Source organism: Alphaproteobacteria bacterium, from assembly GCA_016699735.1.
Lineage (GTDB): Bacteria > Pseudomonadota > Alphaproteobacteria > Micavibrionales > Micavibrionaceae > JAGNKE01.
The window spans coordinates 1,184,821-1,199,131 of the sequence record CP065008.1; the positions used below are offsets into that span (position 1 = coordinate 1,184,821).

Below are 14,311 nucleotides of genomic sequence, written 5' to 3' on the forward strand. Positions count from 1 at the left end.
CTTCGCAGACATGACATGAGGGATGGGGGTATCGTTGTGATCGTTGTGTTTAAAATTATAGATTCCTTCTTTCGTGGGGATAATATAATCATTTTATATAGTTAACGACAGCATCCCCGCGCACGCGGGGATCCATGAATCTCCATGCACTACGTCTATATTTTAGCCTCTAAAAAGAACGGCACACTTTATATCGGTGTTACAACCGACCTGAAAAAAACGGGTGTGGCAGCATAAAAACAAAGAAATTGAAGGCTTCACCAAAAAATACGGTGTAAACAAACTGGTCTATTATGAATCGTATGATGAGTATTGGGACGCCGCCAACCGAGAAAAGAGGCTCAAAAAATTGAACCGGGCATGGAAAATAGAACTGATCGAAAAGCAAAATCCAGACTGGAATGATTTGTACGATGGTTTATTCTAGCTTTGGATCCCCGCTTGCGCGGGGATGCTTCAGATAAAACATCAAACAACAATAGCATCCCCGCGCAAGCGGGGATCCACAAAAAGAATATGAGTTCGAATAAAGAAAAAACACACGAAGATGCAGGAGCCCGCCACGCCGAACTGGTGGCGGAAATCCGCAGGCACGACGCGGCCTATTACACCCACGACGCGCCCATAGTCTCCGACGCCGAATACGACGCCCTGAGGCAGGAGCTGGAAGAACTCGAAGCCAGATACCCCGGCCTCATCACCCCCGACAGCCCGACTCAAACCATCGGCGCCGCGCCCTCCTCCGGCTTCAAAAAAGTCCGCCACGCCGCCCCGATGCTCTCCCTCTCCAATGCCTTTACACAGGAGGATATCGAAGATTTCATCGGAAAAATCCGCCGCTTCCTCGGCCTGCCCGACGACACGCAAATAGAACTCGTCGCCGAGCCGAAAATCGACGGCCTCTCCTGCTCCCTCCGCTACGAAAAGGGAAAACTGGTGCAGGCCGCGACACGCGGCGACGGCGCGGAGGGCGAGGATATCACAGCCAACGTCAAAACCATCCCCGATGTGCCGCACACGCTCAAACCCGGCGCACCGGATATTCTTGAAGTCCGCGGCGAAATCTACATGGACCGTAAAAAGTTCATGAGCTGGAACGCGGAGCAGGCCGCAATCACCAAAAAACCCTTCGCCAACCCGCGCAACGCGGCGGCGGGCAGCGTTCGCCAGCTTGACGCAACGAAAACCGCAGGCCGCCCGCTGCATTTCTTCGGCTACGCGCTGGGCGAAGTCAGCGAAAAATTTGCAACCTCGCAGGAAGAAATCAGAAAAAAACTCGCCGACTGGGGCATCCCCGAAACACCGTATAGGCTCTGCAAAAACACAACCGAAATCATGGCGTTTTACGACAGCCTCCTGCAACGCCGTGCTGATCTCAACTACGAAATCGACGGCGTGGTGTATAAGGTGAACAGGCTGGACTGGCAGGAACGCCTCGGCTTCGTCTCCCGCTCCCCGCGCTGGGCCACCGCGCATAAATTCCCGGCGGAGCAGGCCATCACAAGACTGGAGGCAATCGACATTCAGGTCGGGCGAACAGGAGCTCTCACCCCCGTCGCACGACTGGAGCCGATCACCGTCGGCGGCGTGGTGGTCAGCAATGCCACGCTGCATAACGAGGATGAAATCAAACGCAAGGATATCCGCGTCGGCGATTATGTGGTCATTCAACGGGCCGGCGACGTCATCCCGCAGGTCGTAAAAGTCCTGACCGAAAAACGCGAACCCGGAAGCTTGGAATATCAATACCCCGATCTTTGTCCCGTTTGCGGTTCCCACGCGATCCGGGAGGAGGGCGAAGCCGTGCGCCGCTGCACCGGCGGCCTCATCTGCCCCGCGCAGGCCGTCGAGCGCCTGAAACATTTCGTCTCCCGTCTCGCCTTCGATATTGAGGGGCTGGGCAGCAAGATCATCGAACAATTCTGGGAGGAGGAACTCGTGCGTTCCCCCGCCGATATCTTCACGCTGGAGGAACGCAACGAATCAAGCCTCACGCCCATCCGTAATAAGGAAGGCTGGGGCGACCTCTCGGAAAAAAATCTCTTCACCGCCATCAATTCCCGCCGCACGATTCCGTTGAACCGTTTTATCTTCGCGCTCGGCATCCGCCAGGTGGGCGAGGCGACAGCGAAGAAGCTCGCCGTTGTTTACGGCACACTCGATAACCTGAAATCTTCCCTCATCACCGCGCAGGATGAAAACAGCGAAACCCGCGCCGACCTTCTGTCCATCGAGGATATCGGCCCCAGTGTCGCCGACGATCTCATCGGCTTTTTTGCAGAAGACCACAATCTCGAACAACTAGATCGTTTGCAATCGTTACTGACTATCGAACCTTACGAAGCGCCGAAGGTGGGCGACAGCGCCGTGGCGGGAAAAACCGTGGTCTTCACCGGAACGCTGACCAAACTCACCCGCGCCGAAGCGAAAGCGGGCGCCGAACGTCTCGGCGCTAAAGTCGCGGGCTCCGTCTCGAAAAAAACCGATTACGTGATCGCGGGCGAGGACGCCGGATCAAAACTCAAAAAAGCGCAGGAACTCGGCGTAAAAATCCTGACCGAGGACGAATGGCTTACCCTCATCAGCACAACATAGTCCTGTCATCCCGGCGCAGGCCGGGATCCACCCCGACTGTATCCGTGGTGGATGCCTGCCTTCGCAGGCATAACAATAAAGCTATTGACGCTGGACATGGCGCTAACTCTAGATAATGAAGATATTTATGAATGCCTCCGATGATCCTTTCTTGATGAGAAGATACAGATTGCATTCCTGAGCGCTACATATCGTTCCTTTTCCCAGAGGAAATGACGCTCGATACAAGATGTATCCATCCAGAGACCTACTTAGCGCAAATACCCTTATCGCCTCACTCTTAAAGTACTCTTCATCATCCGTATCGGCATGAGAGAATCCGTTTAAGCTCTTAATCTTTTCGGTAAGTTCGACTTCGCTCTTGACCAGCCAGAAACCTGAGGAATCTGGAACACCATCCTCAAGCCGCTTTGCAAGGATGATGTATTCAGGATCGAGCATCTTCCCAACGACGTCTATAGAGTTTTGCAGGGTGCGCTGTTTGTGCGCTTTATAGTCGGAAACAAAGATAAAGCCAACAATCACAACTATAAAGACAACAAAAAATGTGCGGAGAATTAACCTTCGCACAGCCAAGATATTATTACTTAAAGGCAAAGCCCCCCACCTCCATAGGCAATAACGAAAACTTAATGGAGTGTCCGGTAAAAAACAACGCTCTCACGAAGAACGGAAAGACTAAATCGCCTTGTTCTTCTCGCGTAGATCGAACAGGGCGCTCATCGCCTCCTCGATCTCGGGGGGATAGTCGCGCCGCTCCACGAACTCGCCGCCGCCGGTATTGCGCGTCATGGATTGCTCCAGCGCACGGGTCAGAAGCTCCGAAATCTTGACATCCTCCTGCTCGAGCGCAAGCTCAAGGGCGGATAAAATCCGGTCACTGAGGCGTATCTGGTGTCTGTCCATCTCGTTCATGATTCTCTCCCTCTACGGATATTTTGCACTGTAATCAGAAAGGTTTCAAGGTCTCCGGGCGGTCTAAGATGGAGACTTTCACCAGTTTCATGAAACCCTGCAGGAATTCGTCGCGCACCGCATCGTAATCCATCAGGATTTCATGATGGGCGCCGGGGATATCAATAAATTCGGCGTTTTTCAGGGCGCCGATCACCGCCCGCGCCCGTCCGTTATCCACAAGATGCTCGTTTTCCGCCAGCGCAAAGAAACAGGGCGTTTCAATCGCCTGATGAACCTCGGGCCTTTGCAGCAGGGCGCAGGATTTGTGCGCCTGTTTAACCCAGCCATAGGTCACATCGCCGACTTTCAGGGTTGGGTTCGCTTCGCACCAAAGATTATGCACATTCCCCCGCACCGGATCGCCCGAAAGCCGCTTCGGCCCTTCCGGCGCGTGCCGCTCAAGAGTCCAGTCCTTCCCGCCCGAAACGTACTGCGTTCCCATAAGAAGGCCGCAGACATTCGCCGCAAGACTGGCCAAAGGCAGAGGAACGCCGGAAAGCGCCTTGATCCCGATCAGCGGCGCGGTAAACCCCGCACACTCGAACATCTTCGGATTTTTCGAAAGGAAATGCAGCGCGATATTCGCCCCCATCGAATGCGCGAGCAGCGCCAGCGGAATCCGCCCGCGGTCGGGATGCACGCTCGAATGCTTGATATATTCGAGGATAAAATAATGCATATCGGCCACGTCTTCGCTAAACGGCCCGGCGTGGCGTTTTTCAGGATTGGGCAGATACCGCCCCGACCCGCCTTGCCCCATCCAGTCCATGACCCAGAACGCGAAATTGTTGCCGTTCATTGTCCGCGCCAACTCAAAATATTTCTCGGCGAACTCGCCCAGGCCGGGGAAGCAGACCACGATGGCGTCCGGGATGCTGTCCTTTGGGAAAACCGACCCGAAGCGGATTGTCCGCCCGTTGCGTGTGAAATGATGCCAGCGCCATCCCGGAGGTTCGCGGAAACGCTCTTCAAGTTTGGGAACGGAGGAACTCATTCAATCCTGTGTAAGGCCAAATTCTTGCGTGTTGTCACAATGGATTATGCCCGAAAACTCTTAAAAAAAACCAAAAAAATCAACGGCATAACAAACAAATACAGGAAAAAACGGCGGAAATCCGGGAAAAATAGAGTAAAAATCAATGCTCCAGAGCCTTGATGATCTCCTCGGTCATCTTTTTGGCATCTCCCAGCAGCATCAGCGTATTCGCCTCGAAGAACAGCGGGTTGTCGATCCCGGCATAACCCGAGCCCATGGACCGCTTGACGAACAGCACGGTCTTGGATTTTTCGACATCCAGAACCGGCATCCCGTAAATGGGGGAGGAGGGATCCGTCTTGGCCGACGGGTTGGTGATATCGTTCGCCCCGATGACATACGCCACGTCCGCCTGCGCGAAATCGCGGTTGATATCCTCCATCTCGAAGACCTCGTCATAGGGCACGTTCGCCTCGGCCAGCAGCACGTTCATATGCCCCGGCATCCGCCCCGCAACCGGATGGATCGCGTATTTCACATCAACGCCCGCTTTTTTGAGAATATCGCCCATTTCCCTCAACGCGTGCTGCGCCTGCGACACCGCCATCCCGTATCCGGGCACGATAATCACCCGCGCTGCGTTCTTCATGATATAGGCGGCATCATCCGCGGCGCCGATTTTTGCATTGCGGTCTCCATGAGCCGCCGCCGCGCCCGCCGCCTGCTCTCCGCCGAACCCGCCGAGAATGACATTGAAGAACGAACGGTTCATCCCCTTGCACATGATATAGGAGAGGATCGCGCCCGAAGCGCCGACCAGCGCCCCCGTGACGATCAGCAAATTATTATGCAGCGTGAACCCGATGCCCGCCGCCGCCCATCCCGAATAGGAATTCAGCATCGAAACGATCACCGGCATATCCGCCCCGCCGATAGGAATGATCATCAGCACACCCAGCGCCAGGGACACAAGCACGACCGTCCAGAAATAAAACCCCGACCCGGTCAGGCACAGCATGAGGATCAAAAGCGCCAGCAAAACACCAAGCCCGGCATTCAGCTTGTGCTGCCCCTCGAACACCACGGGCTTGCCCGAAATCGTGCCTTGCAATTTCCCCCACGCCACAATCGACCCCGTAAAGGTCACCGCCCCGATCGCCGCGCCCAGTGCCATTTCGATCAGGCTGGACAGATGAATGTCGTTGGCCGTGCCGATCCCGTAGGCCACGGGATTATAGAAAGCCGCTGCCGCCACGCACACCGCCGCGAGTCCGACCAGAGAGTGAAACGCGGCCATCAGCTGCGGCAGCTCCGTCATGGCGATTTTCTTGGCAATCGTCGTGCCGATGGCGCCGCCGATGGCAATGCCCAGCACGATCAGCATATAGGTATTCACGTGCGGCGAGAGCAGGGTGGTCAGAATGGCCAGCGCCATCCCGCCCATACCGTATTGCAGGCCGCGCCGCGCCGTCACCGGATGCGAAAGCCCCCGCAGCGCAAGGATGAACAGCACCGAGGCGGCAAGATAGGCAAGCGACGATAAGACCATAACGGGCGATCCTTTATTCTCTATAAGAGCCGCGCAGAAATCTGGAAATTCAGGGAAGAGGCACTCATATTTTCTCCCTGATTTTCAAGAAGCCTGTGACGACTTTTGCAACCAGCAACACGTTACACGACCAGAGCAAAAAGTCCAGAGTCCACAAGGGCGCAAGCCAGAAGGACACCGGAATCCAAGCATACACAATAAAACGCGGACGGATCAGCCAGCTATAAGGGATGTTCAGACGGTTGCGGATGATCGCAAACCCGACAACCACCGTATAGGAGAAAACGTAAACCATCGCCGCCGCCGCGCCCGCCGCATTCATGGACACCAGCGCCAGCATGACGGCGAAGACCACAATCTGGTCGCTGGCCGTATCGGTGAACGATCCCTTTTTCGAGGCCGTTCCCGTAGACCGCGCCAACGGCCCGTCGATCCCGTCCAGCAACACATGAACCAGCAGGAGAACCAGCCCCAGGATATTCAGAAACGGCAGGGCCAGAGCCGCCAGCAACCCCGCCAGCAGCGAAAAGAGCGTCAGCGTATTGGGGGTGATATCGTGATCGTTCAAAAACTTAAGCACGGGCCGCAGCACCCGCCCGCGCAGACTTTGGTTCCAGTCCATGAACCCGCGCTCACCCTCGGCATAACAATCGCCCCTGGTTTCTTTTTGTCCTTCTTCTTCCGGTTTTTCAGAATCACTCATGTCGAAACCTCAACGCCTGCATTTTAATGTGACGCACCGCTGATCCGGTATTATGAAACCGCAGCCCCCTATATTCATAATCCGAAAACGGCTCATGCGTATGCCCGAAATAAATGTCGGAAGTATCATAAAGAAAATCCGCCCCATAAGTTCGCAACGCCCGCTCGACTTTCGGAACATAACGCTCCGGCCCATGCATCCGGCTGACGCCCACATGAATTTTGGTATGGATCAGCGCATGGTAAAACCGGTCCAAAGCGCCCGAGGAGGCAAAGTGCTTGTGCGAGGACGTCAACACCCGGATAAACGGGTTCTTCTCCCCCGTCACCAGATCGCCGTGCAGGAACAGATGTGACCCAAGCTTCACATGAGTCGGCGACCACGTAAACCGCTCCGGGGAGAGTTGATCCAGCGCCTCCGCCCACGGCGCCGAGCAATCGTGATTGCCCATGACATAATAAACACGCAGAGCGGGCCGCTGCTCCAGCAGCCCTTGCAGCCACAGTTTTCCCGCCGCAACGGTTTCGGCTTCGGAAGGATAGGACGACCAGCGGAAATCGACGATATCCCCGTTGAGCACCAAATGCTCAAGATCGGCGGGAAGTTCAAGAAGAGTCTCAATAATACGGTGGGTTTCGGTGCGACGGGCGAAAAGATGCAGATCGGAAATGACGGCGCCGTTGGCCATGACCTCCAGCCGCTAACCCTTCTTCTGGAACATATGCAGCATCCGCTGCGTGATGATAAAGCCGCCGAAAATATTGACCGAGGCAAGAATCACGGCAAGGAATCCCAGAAATTTCGAAAACCCCGGCCCGTCCATCGGCCCGACGGCCAGCAGCGCACCGACGATGATGACCGAGGAAATAGCGTTCGTGATCGCCATAAGCGGAGAGTGCAGGGCGGGCGTCACCCGCCACACCACATGATACCCCACGAAACAGGCCAGCACGAAAACCGTGAGTCCCGTAACGATGAACGGCTCGGCTCCGGCTCCGGTATCCGCCGCGACCTGCCCGCTTTGCAGGGCCAGCGCGGAGATTTTATCCGAAAGCTCCTGCATCTGGCCGAGAATATCGGCGGCGTTTTCCTGCAAATTATTTTGCGTGTCCATGCGTATCTCCTGTTAGGCTTTCTTTTCCTTCAGATCGGCGTCCCCGGCCTCGTCCGCCTTGGGTTCAGCCTCTTTCTTGGCTTTCTTCGGCTTCTTCTCGGTCTCTTCCGTCTTCTCGGATTTTTCTTCTTTCGCCTGGGCGAATTGCGGGTGAATAATTTCACCGTCCTTGGTCAGGGCAACCCCTTTGACGATCTCGTCGTCCCAGTTGATCGCCAGCTCTTTCTTCTCCTTGTCGATAATAAGAGTGAGAAGATTCAAAAGGTTCCGCGAATACAGCGCCGACGCATCCGCCGCCAGCCGGCTCGGTACATTCAGATGCCCGACGATCGAAACGCCCTGGGAATCAACGACCTCTCCGGCTTTGGAAAGTTCACAATTTCCGCCTGTCTCGACCGCCAGATCGACGATCACCGATCCGGGCCGCATACTCTCAACCATCTTCCTGTTCACCAGCTTCGGCGCGGGGCGTCCGGGAATAAGGGCGGTGGTAATGACGATGTCCTGCTTGGCGATATGCTGCTCGATCAAATCCGCCTGCTTTTTCTTATAGTCATCAGACATTTCCTTGGCATAACCGCCGGAGGTTTCCGCCTGCTTGAATTCCTCATCCATCACGGCAACGAAATTCGCGCCCAGAGACTCCACTTGCTCCTTAACGGCGGGGCGAACATCGGTCGCGGAAACAACCGCGCCCAGACGTTTGGCGGTCGCAATCGCCTGCAATCCGGCGACTCCCGCGCCCATGACAAAGACTTTCGCGGGCGGAACCGTGCCCGCCGCGGTCATCATCATCGGAAAAGCGCGCGGATAATGGTCCGCAGCGTCCAACACGGCCTTATATCCCGCAAGGTTGGATTGCGACGACAGCACGTCGAGATTCTGCGCCCGGCTGATGCGCGGCACAAGTTCCATCGCAAACGCCGTGATCCCGGCGGCAGCGGAGGTTTTAACGATGTCCTTATTGGAAAACGGAGCCAGCATCGCGATCAGCAGCGCCCCCTTTTTCATAACCTTAAGATCGGAGGGCGCCTGAACGGCAAGAACAACATCCGCCGCCTTGAAACCCTCGGCCGCCGATCCGGCAATCTCAGCCCCGGCAGCCTTATAAGACTCATCCGTATAGCTCGACCCTGTCCCCGCGCCGGTTTCAACGCTCACGCGCCAGCCAAGGGCAATCAGTTTCTTGACCGTTTCCGGCGTAACGGCCACGCGCCGTTCGTGCGCGGCCTTTTCCTTGGGAATAAAAAGCGTCAGTCCCACAGAAGCACTCCTTCTCCGGTTGGGCATTTCACGGCCAAGGATGCCCCATCTTCACCCCTTTGTGAAGAGGACAGTGGAAAGAAAGTCCTGAATATTTGACATTGCTTGTAAACCTTCAGAATCTTCCGTAACCTGTTTGAACCACAGGCTTGTTCCAAAGCCTTAATTCTTCTTGCGTACTCGTGTTCCAGAGTAGAATGAAAGACAGAGATAAAATTTTTGCGCGGGCCGTGTTCCTGCTCACTTTGTGTTTAAGCGTTCCCGCACGGGCGGAAACCTTGCCCGAAGCTGTGCAGTCCGCGCTCGGCAGCCACCCGGCGCTCGAAGTCGCTTCCGCGCAATACGAAGTCGCGCAAAAAGACAAAGCGATGAAAGAGTCGGACTATTACCCGGAACTGTCCGTCTCCGCCACACTCGGGCGAGTCTATCAGGACAACGCCACTAGCCGGGGGTTAAGCGTTGATCGCGGCGCCGGATATTCGGGCTATGGAGAGGGAACGCTGGCTCTGCGCCAGAATCTCTTCGACGGGTTCGAAACCAAAAACCGCGTCGAGGCCGCGCAGGCCCGCATGGCCTCCTACGAAAGCAATATCGTCGATGTCCAGGAACGCCTCGTCTTCCGCGTGGCTTCGTCCTATCTGGATGTCATGCGCTCCCGCGAGGCGCTCGACCTCCTGAAGGAACAGCAGGCCAGTATGACGTCTTACCATGAGCGCATCGTCGCGATGGTCGAGGAAGGTCTGGCCGATGAAACGGAGAAACAGCAGGCCGAAGACGTGGTTATGGTCATGAAGGCGCTGGTCAATGATTATGAGGGGTCACTCCGCAAGGCGGAATCCGAGTTCGCCGAAGTCACGGGCCACGCCCCGGATGAAAGCCTCGTAAAACCCGTGTCCCTCTCCTCCGCCCTGCCGCAGGATATCGACGCTGCTTTAAGCGCGGCGCTGGAATCGCACCCCGCGATCAACTCCGCCCGTAAGGAATCCGATGCGGCCAAATTCGATGTCGAGGCCGAGCAGGCGGGGTATCTGCCCGATGTGATGGGGGAGATGTCCTACCTCAAGAGCGATAAAAGAGACCTGATCGGCGGCGAGGTCGAGGACGCCCGCGCCGTCGTCCGTATGAACTGGAAGTTTGCAACCGGAGGGGAACAGAAATCCGCCATCGAGCGCAGCAAGGCGCAGCAGCGTGAGGCGCAGGCGAAAGTCGAGGAGTTGAAGCGCTCTCTGGAGCGCACCATCCGGCAATCCTACGCGGACTATTCCACCGTGAAACGCAAAAACGCTCTGGCAGCCGAGCGCGTCGATCTCAACGAAAACCTGCTGAAGAATTATAACCTCCAGTTCGAAAGCGCCCGCGTCAACCTTCTCCATCTCATGCGCGCCGAAAGCCAGCTCTATAAGGCGCGTCTCGACCGGGCCGATTCCGGCTTCAATCTGATCGTCTCCGAATACGCGCTTCTCGCCAGTCTCGGCAGCCTGAAGAGCAATCTGCTGAGTGACGCGGTCTCCGCAAAACAGGAACCACCCGCCGCGCCGGAAGTGCAGCCCGCATCGGGCGGTGAAGACCGAAACACGCAGGCCGCCCCATGAGAGCGAAAAAATCACGGGAAAACGGCAGTGGACGATGAGCGAACGCACAAGAGCGCGGCCAAGGCCAAACCCGAATTCTGCCCCTGCAGGACAAAGCGGGACCGAGCCTCCGACCCCTGAAACCTCTGTCGATCCGCTTCTGGAATGTCTGGTCTTCCTGACAAAATTTTTTGGGCGGGCAAAATCCGCCGAATCCATCCGCGCCATTTTGCCCGACGACGGGTCGGCTATCGGCCCGAATCTGTTCTGCGAGGCAGCGGAAAAGCTGGGCCTGAACGCGAAAATCGCCCGCCGCGAAGCTTTGCGGCGTATTCCGGCGGCCATCCTGCCGTGCGTCGTCACCTTTCCTGACGGTTACGCGGTCGCCCTTACCGCCATGGACCAGAAGGAGGGCTGGGCCAAAATCTTCATCCCCGAAAGCGGATCGGTCAAGCAGGTGACCATCGAAAGCCTCGAAAAGGATTATTCGGGATATGTGATCCTCTGTCACCCCCGCGCCGAATTCCATGACGCCGCCCTGCGAACGGACGATGATCCCTCCCGTCACTGGTTCTGGGGGCTGATCCGCGAGAACGCAAGCATTTACGGCATGGTCATTCTGGCCTCGGTCTTTATCAACATCTTCGCGCTCGCCAGCCCCATCGTGATGATGAACATTTACGACCGTGTTCTGCCGAATAACGCCATAGAAACCGGCTGGGCGCTCGGCATCGGGGCGCTGATCGTTTTCGGCTTTGATTTTATTTTCCGCACCGTGCGCGGTTACCTCATCGACTTCGCCGGACGCAGTATAGATATCCGCGCCGGACGCCGCATTTACGACCAGCTTCTGGATATCCGCCTCGCCGAGCGCCCGCCCTCCAGCGGCGCCTTCGCCAATATGCTGCGCGACTTCGATGCCGTGCGCGAATTCATCACCTCCGCCACCGTCACCGCCTTTGTCGATCTGCCCTTTACGCTGATTTTCCTGCTGGCGATATATCAACTCGGCGGCGGTCTGGCCTTTGTCCTTGTCGGTGTGATGGTCGCGGTCGGGATCGCCGCGCTGCTCATCCAATCCCGCCTCAAGCACACGGTACGGCAGGCGGGCAAGGCCTCCGAAACCCGCCACGGCCTGCTCGTGGAAACAATTCAGGGGCTGGAGACGATCAAGACCCTCGGCGCGGCCGGACGCTTCCGCGCCCGCTACGGCGAATACGCGGGCGAAAGCGCCGGAAAGTCTAAAGACTCCCGCTTCTGGTCATCCCTCGGCGTCAACATTGCCATGTTCGCACAACAGTCCTCAAGTATCATCGTCGTCCTCTTCGGGATGTATATGATACAGGCCGGAACCCTGACCGTCGGCGCATTGATCGCCACCGTCATACTCGCGGGCCGCGCCATCGCCCCCATCGGCCAGCTCGCCAACCTCATGACCCGCTACCATCAGGCGGGCGGGGCGCTGAACACGCTCAACGGCATCATGAGTCGCCCCGTCGAACGCCCGCAAGGCCAGCAGTTCCTCCACCGTCCCGATCTGGAGGGAAAAATCGCCTTCGAGAAAGTCTCTTTCGCCTATCCCGGCGCCCCCGTCGCGGTCCTGAAAGATGTCTCCTTTGAAATCCGCCCCGGCGAGAAGGTCGGCATCATCGGCCGCATCGGTTCGGGAAAAAGCACGATCGCCCGTCTGATGATGAAACTTTACGAGCCGCCGCAGGGCACGATCATGCTCGACGGCACCGACATCCGCCAGATCGACCCGGCGGATTTACGCCGCGCCATGGCCTATATCGCGCAGGATGTGATCCTCTTCAACGGCACGGTGCGCGAAAACATCACCGCCGGAATGCCCTGGGCCGGGGAAGAGCAGGTTCTGGCGGTCTCAAAGGCGACGGGCGTGCATGATTTCGTCTCCGCCCATCCTCTGGGCTACGATGCCCCCGTCGGCGAGTTGGGTCAGTTTCTCTCCGGCGGTCAAAGACAGGCCATCGCTCTGGCCCGTTCCATGATCGGCAATCCGAATATTCTGGTCTGCGACGAACCCACCAACGCCATGGACACACAGGCGGAAAAAATCTTCTGCGATTATGTCCGCGAGAGCCTTCAGGGCCGCACATTTATCCTCATCACGCACAAACACTCCATGCTCACGCTCGTAGACCGCCTGATCCTGATGCATCAGGGAAAAGTCATCATGGACGGGCCACGCGATAAGGTCATCGCCGCCCTCCAGTCCGGGCAGGTCAAGGTCGGCACAGGGGGCAGCCCATGACCGTGCGCGACACCGATTTTATGAACGAGTTGCAGGCCGCCATCCACGAAAAACCCTCAAGGCCTCTGGTCGTGTTGCTTTATTCTCTGGCGGCACTGGTCACGGTCCTTATTCTTTGGGCGGCGGTCACGAAAATCGAGGAACTGACCAAGGGGCAGGGGCAGGTCGTCCCCACGCAGGAGGTCCAGATCGTCCAAAGTCTTGAGGGCGGAATTTTACAGGAGCTTCTCGTCGCCGAGGGTGACCGCGTGAAAAAGGGGCAAATTCTTCTCCGCATCAGCGACGTGCAGTTTTCCTCCGAGGAGCGCGGGACGGAGGCCCGGTCCCTGGCTCTGCAGGGAAAGAAAACCCGCCTTCTCGCCGAATCCGGCGGCAAGGAACTGGCCTTCCCTGCGGAGTTCATAAAAAAGGCGCCCAAGATCGCGGAGAATGAGAAAGCCCTCTATCTCTCTCGCCAGAAGGAACTCGCCACCTCCTTCTCCATCCTCGATGAACGCATCAACAAGGCGACCGCCGATCTTGAGGAGGTCAAGGCCGAGATCAGCCGTCTGTCCTCCAGCCGCGGCAGCCTCGGCAAGGAACACGCCATCACGAAGGAAATGGTCTCCAAGAAGGCCGTGCCGAAAATCGAACTCATGCGGATTGAACGCGAACTCAACGACCTCAGCGGCCAGATCAACGCCCGCACAAAGGAAAAGGAAGGTCTGGAAGCCGATCTGAGCGCCACGAAGAACGAAAAGCAGAGTCAGGTCGATAAATTCAAATCCGCCGCGCTGGAGGAACTCAACGAAGTCGAAACCCAGATTGCGGGGCTGGAGGAAAACCTCAAATCCATCGGCGACCGCGTGGATCGCGCTGAACTGCGCGCCCCCGTGGACGGTCTGGTCAACGCCATAAAGCTTAAGACCATCGGCGGCGTAGTCGAACCGGCCATGCGCTTGGTCGAGATTGTCCCCTTAGATGACGAACTCAAGATCATCGCGAACGTCAAACCCAGCGACGTCGCCTTCCTGCGCCGCGGCCAGCCCGTCCGGGTCAAGATCACCGCTTACGACTCCCAGATTTACGGCTCCCTCGATGGCGAACTCACGCGCGTCGCGGGCAACAACACCACGGACAAAGACGGGAACATTCTCTTCGAGATCGAAGTGAAAACGGTGCGGAATTACCTCGGCACCGCTGAAAACCCTCTGCCCATCACTCCCGGCATGGTCGCGGAGGTCAACGTGGTGACGGGCAGGCGTTCGATCATGTATTATCTGCTCAAGCCCCTGCGCCGGACGATGGATCAGGCGTTCCGCGAGCGTTAGA

At 57.1% G+C, this 14,311-nt stretch carries 12 protein-coding genes and 1 pseudogene; 5 read left to right on the forward strand and 8 right to left on the reverse strand.

Features of this window, described 5'->3' with window-relative positions; translation table 11 throughout:
* The first annotated feature begins 144 nt into the window (after positions 1–144).
* Together IPN28_05690 and ligA are read left to right on the forward strand one after the other, a co-directional pair.
* Positions 145–427: pseudogene (locus IPN28_05690) on the forward strand (GIY-YIG nuclease family protein).
* 89 nt (positions 428–516) lie between these two features.
* Positions 517–2,595, forward strand: a complete 2,079-nt coding sequence (gene ligA, locus IPN28_05695) for an NAD-dependent DNA ligase LigA (GenBank protein QQS58310.1) — start codon at positions 517–519, stop codon at positions 2,593–2,595.
* Between the two features lie 108 nt (positions 2,596–2,703).
* On the opposite strand, the gene IPN28_05700 is transcribed toward ligA, so the two are convergent.
* From IPN28_05700 to IPN28_05735, 8 genes are all read right to left on the reverse strand, one after another.
* Positions 2,704–3,036, reverse strand: coding sequence for a hypothetical protein (locus tag IPN28_05700; GenBank protein ID QQS58311.1), 333 nt, complete (start codon positions 3,034–3,036; stop codon positions 2,704–2,706).
* A 237-nt stretch (positions 3,037–3,273) separates the two neighbouring features.
* The gene (locus IPN28_05705; GenBank protein ID QQS58544.1) at positions 3,274–3,501 is read right to left on the reverse strand and encodes a hypothetical protein; all 228 of its coding nucleotides are present in this window, start codon (positions 3,499–3,501) and stop codon (positions 3,274–3,276) included.
* A gap of 43 nt (positions 3,502–3,544) precedes the next feature.
* Positions 3,545–4,546 carry an alpha/beta fold hydrolase gene (locus tag IPN28_05710; protein ID QQS58312.1) on the reverse strand — a complete coding sequence of 334 codons (1,002 nt, stop codon included), beginning with the start codon at positions 4,544–4,546 and terminating at the stop codon, positions 3,545–3,547.
* A 142-nt stretch (positions 4,547–4,688) separates the two neighbouring features.
* Positions 4,689–6,077 carry an NAD(P)(+) transhydrogenase (Re/Si-specific) subunit beta gene (locus tag IPN28_05715; protein QQS58313.1) on the reverse strand — a complete coding sequence of 463 codons (1,389 nt, stop codon included), beginning with the start codon at positions 6,075–6,077 and terminating at the stop codon, positions 4,689–4,691.
* A gap of 64 nt (positions 6,078–6,141) precedes the next feature.
* Positions 6,142–6,780, reverse strand: coding sequence for a CDP-alcohol phosphatidyltransferase family protein (locus tag IPN28_05720; GenBank protein QQS58314.1), 639 nt, complete (start codon positions 6,778–6,780; stop codon positions 6,142–6,144).
* The gene (locus tag IPN28_05725) at positions 6,773–7,468 is read right to left on the reverse strand and encodes a metallophosphoesterase family protein (GenBank protein ID QQS58315.1); all 696 of its coding nucleotides are present in this window, start codon (positions 7,466–7,468) and stop codon (positions 6,773–6,775) included. The genes IPN28_05720 and IPN28_05725 overlap by 8 nt, the downstream gene beginning before the upstream one ends.
* Positions 7,469–7,480: 12 nt before the next feature.
* On the reverse strand, positions 7,481–7,894 hold the full coding sequence (locus tag IPN28_05730; GenBank protein ID QQS58316.1) for an NAD(P) transhydrogenase subunit alpha: 414 nt from the start codon (positions 7,892–7,894) through the stop codon (positions 7,481–7,483).
* A 12-nt stretch (positions 7,895–7,906) separates the two neighbouring features.
* Positions 7,907–9,157, reverse strand: coding sequence for a Re/Si-specific NAD(P)(+) transhydrogenase subunit alpha (locus tag IPN28_05735; GenBank protein ID QQS58317.1), 1,251 nt, complete (start codon positions 9,155–9,157; stop codon positions 7,907–7,909).
* Between the two features lie 197 nt (positions 9,158–9,354).
* On the opposite strand from IPN28_05735, the gene IPN28_05740 reads away from it, so the two are divergent.
* Genes IPN28_05740 through IPN28_05750 form a run of 3 tightly spaced genes read left to right on the forward strand, consistent with a single transcriptional unit; the run spans position 9,355 to position 14,310 of the window.
* Positions 9,355–10,749: a TolC family protein gene (locus IPN28_05740; protein QQS58318.1), complete on the forward strand. Its 1,395-nt coding sequence runs from the start codon at positions 9,355–9,357 to the stop codon at positions 10,747–10,749.
* A 34-nt stretch (positions 10,750–10,783) separates the two neighbouring features.
* Positions 10,784–13,000, forward strand: a complete 2,217-nt coding sequence (locus IPN28_05745; GenBank protein ID QQS58319.1) for a type I secretion system permease/ATPase — start codon at positions 10,784–10,786, stop codon at positions 12,998–13,000.
* Positions 12,997–14,310, forward strand: coding sequence for an HlyD family type I secretion periplasmic adaptor subunit (locus IPN28_05750; GenBank protein QQS58320.1), 1,314 nt, complete (start codon positions 12,997–12,999; stop codon positions 14,308–14,310). Before IPN28_05745 ends, IPN28_05750 begins: the two co-directional genes overlap by 4 nt.
* Position 14,311 lies beyond the last annotated feature (1 nt).

Excerpts from the sequence above, each read along its gene's own strand:
- ligA (QQS58310.1), top strand. The coding sequence starts at position 517 with ATGAGTTCGAATAAAGAAAAAACACACGAAGATGCAGGAGCCCGCCAC.
- IPN28_05700 (QQS58311.1), bottom strand. The coding sequence starts at position 3,036 with ATGCTCGATCCTGAATACATCATCCTTGCAAAGCGGCTTGAGGATGGT.
- IPN28_05705 (QQS58544.1), bottom strand. The coding sequence starts at position 3,501 with ATGGACAGACACCAGATACGCCTCAGTGACCGGATTTTATCCGCCCTT.
- IPN28_05710 (QQS58312.1), bottom strand. The coding sequence starts at position 4,546 with ATGAGTTCCTCCGTTCCCAAACTTGAAGAGCGTTTCCGCGAACCTCCG.
- IPN28_05715 (QQS58313.1), bottom strand. The coding sequence starts at position 6,077 with ATGGTCTTATCGTCGCTTGCCTATCTTGCCGCCTCGGTGCTGTTCATC.
- IPN28_05720 (QQS58314.1), bottom strand. The coding sequence starts at position 6,780 with ATGAGTGATTCTGAAAAACCGGAAGAAGAAGGACAAAAAGAAACCAGG.
- IPN28_05725 (QQS58315.1), bottom strand. The coding sequence starts at position 7,468 with ATGGCCAACGGCGCCGTCATTTCCGATCTGCATCTTTTCGCCCGTCGC.
- IPN28_05730 (QQS58316.1), bottom strand. The coding sequence starts at position 7,894 with ATGGACACGCAAAATAATTTGCAGGAAAACGCCGCCGATATTCTCGGC.
- IPN28_05740 (QQS58318.1), top strand. The coding sequence starts at position 9,355 with ATGAAAGACAGAGATAAAATTTTTGCGCGGGCCGTGTTCCTGCTCACT.
- IPN28_05745 (QQS58319.1), top strand. The coding sequence starts at position 10,784 with ATGAGCGAACGCACAAGAGCGCGGCCAAGGCCAAACCCGAATTCTGCC.
- IPN28_05750 (QQS58320.1), top strand. The coding sequence starts at position 12,997 with ATGACCGTGCGCGACACCGATTTTATGAACGAGTTGCAGGCCGCCATC.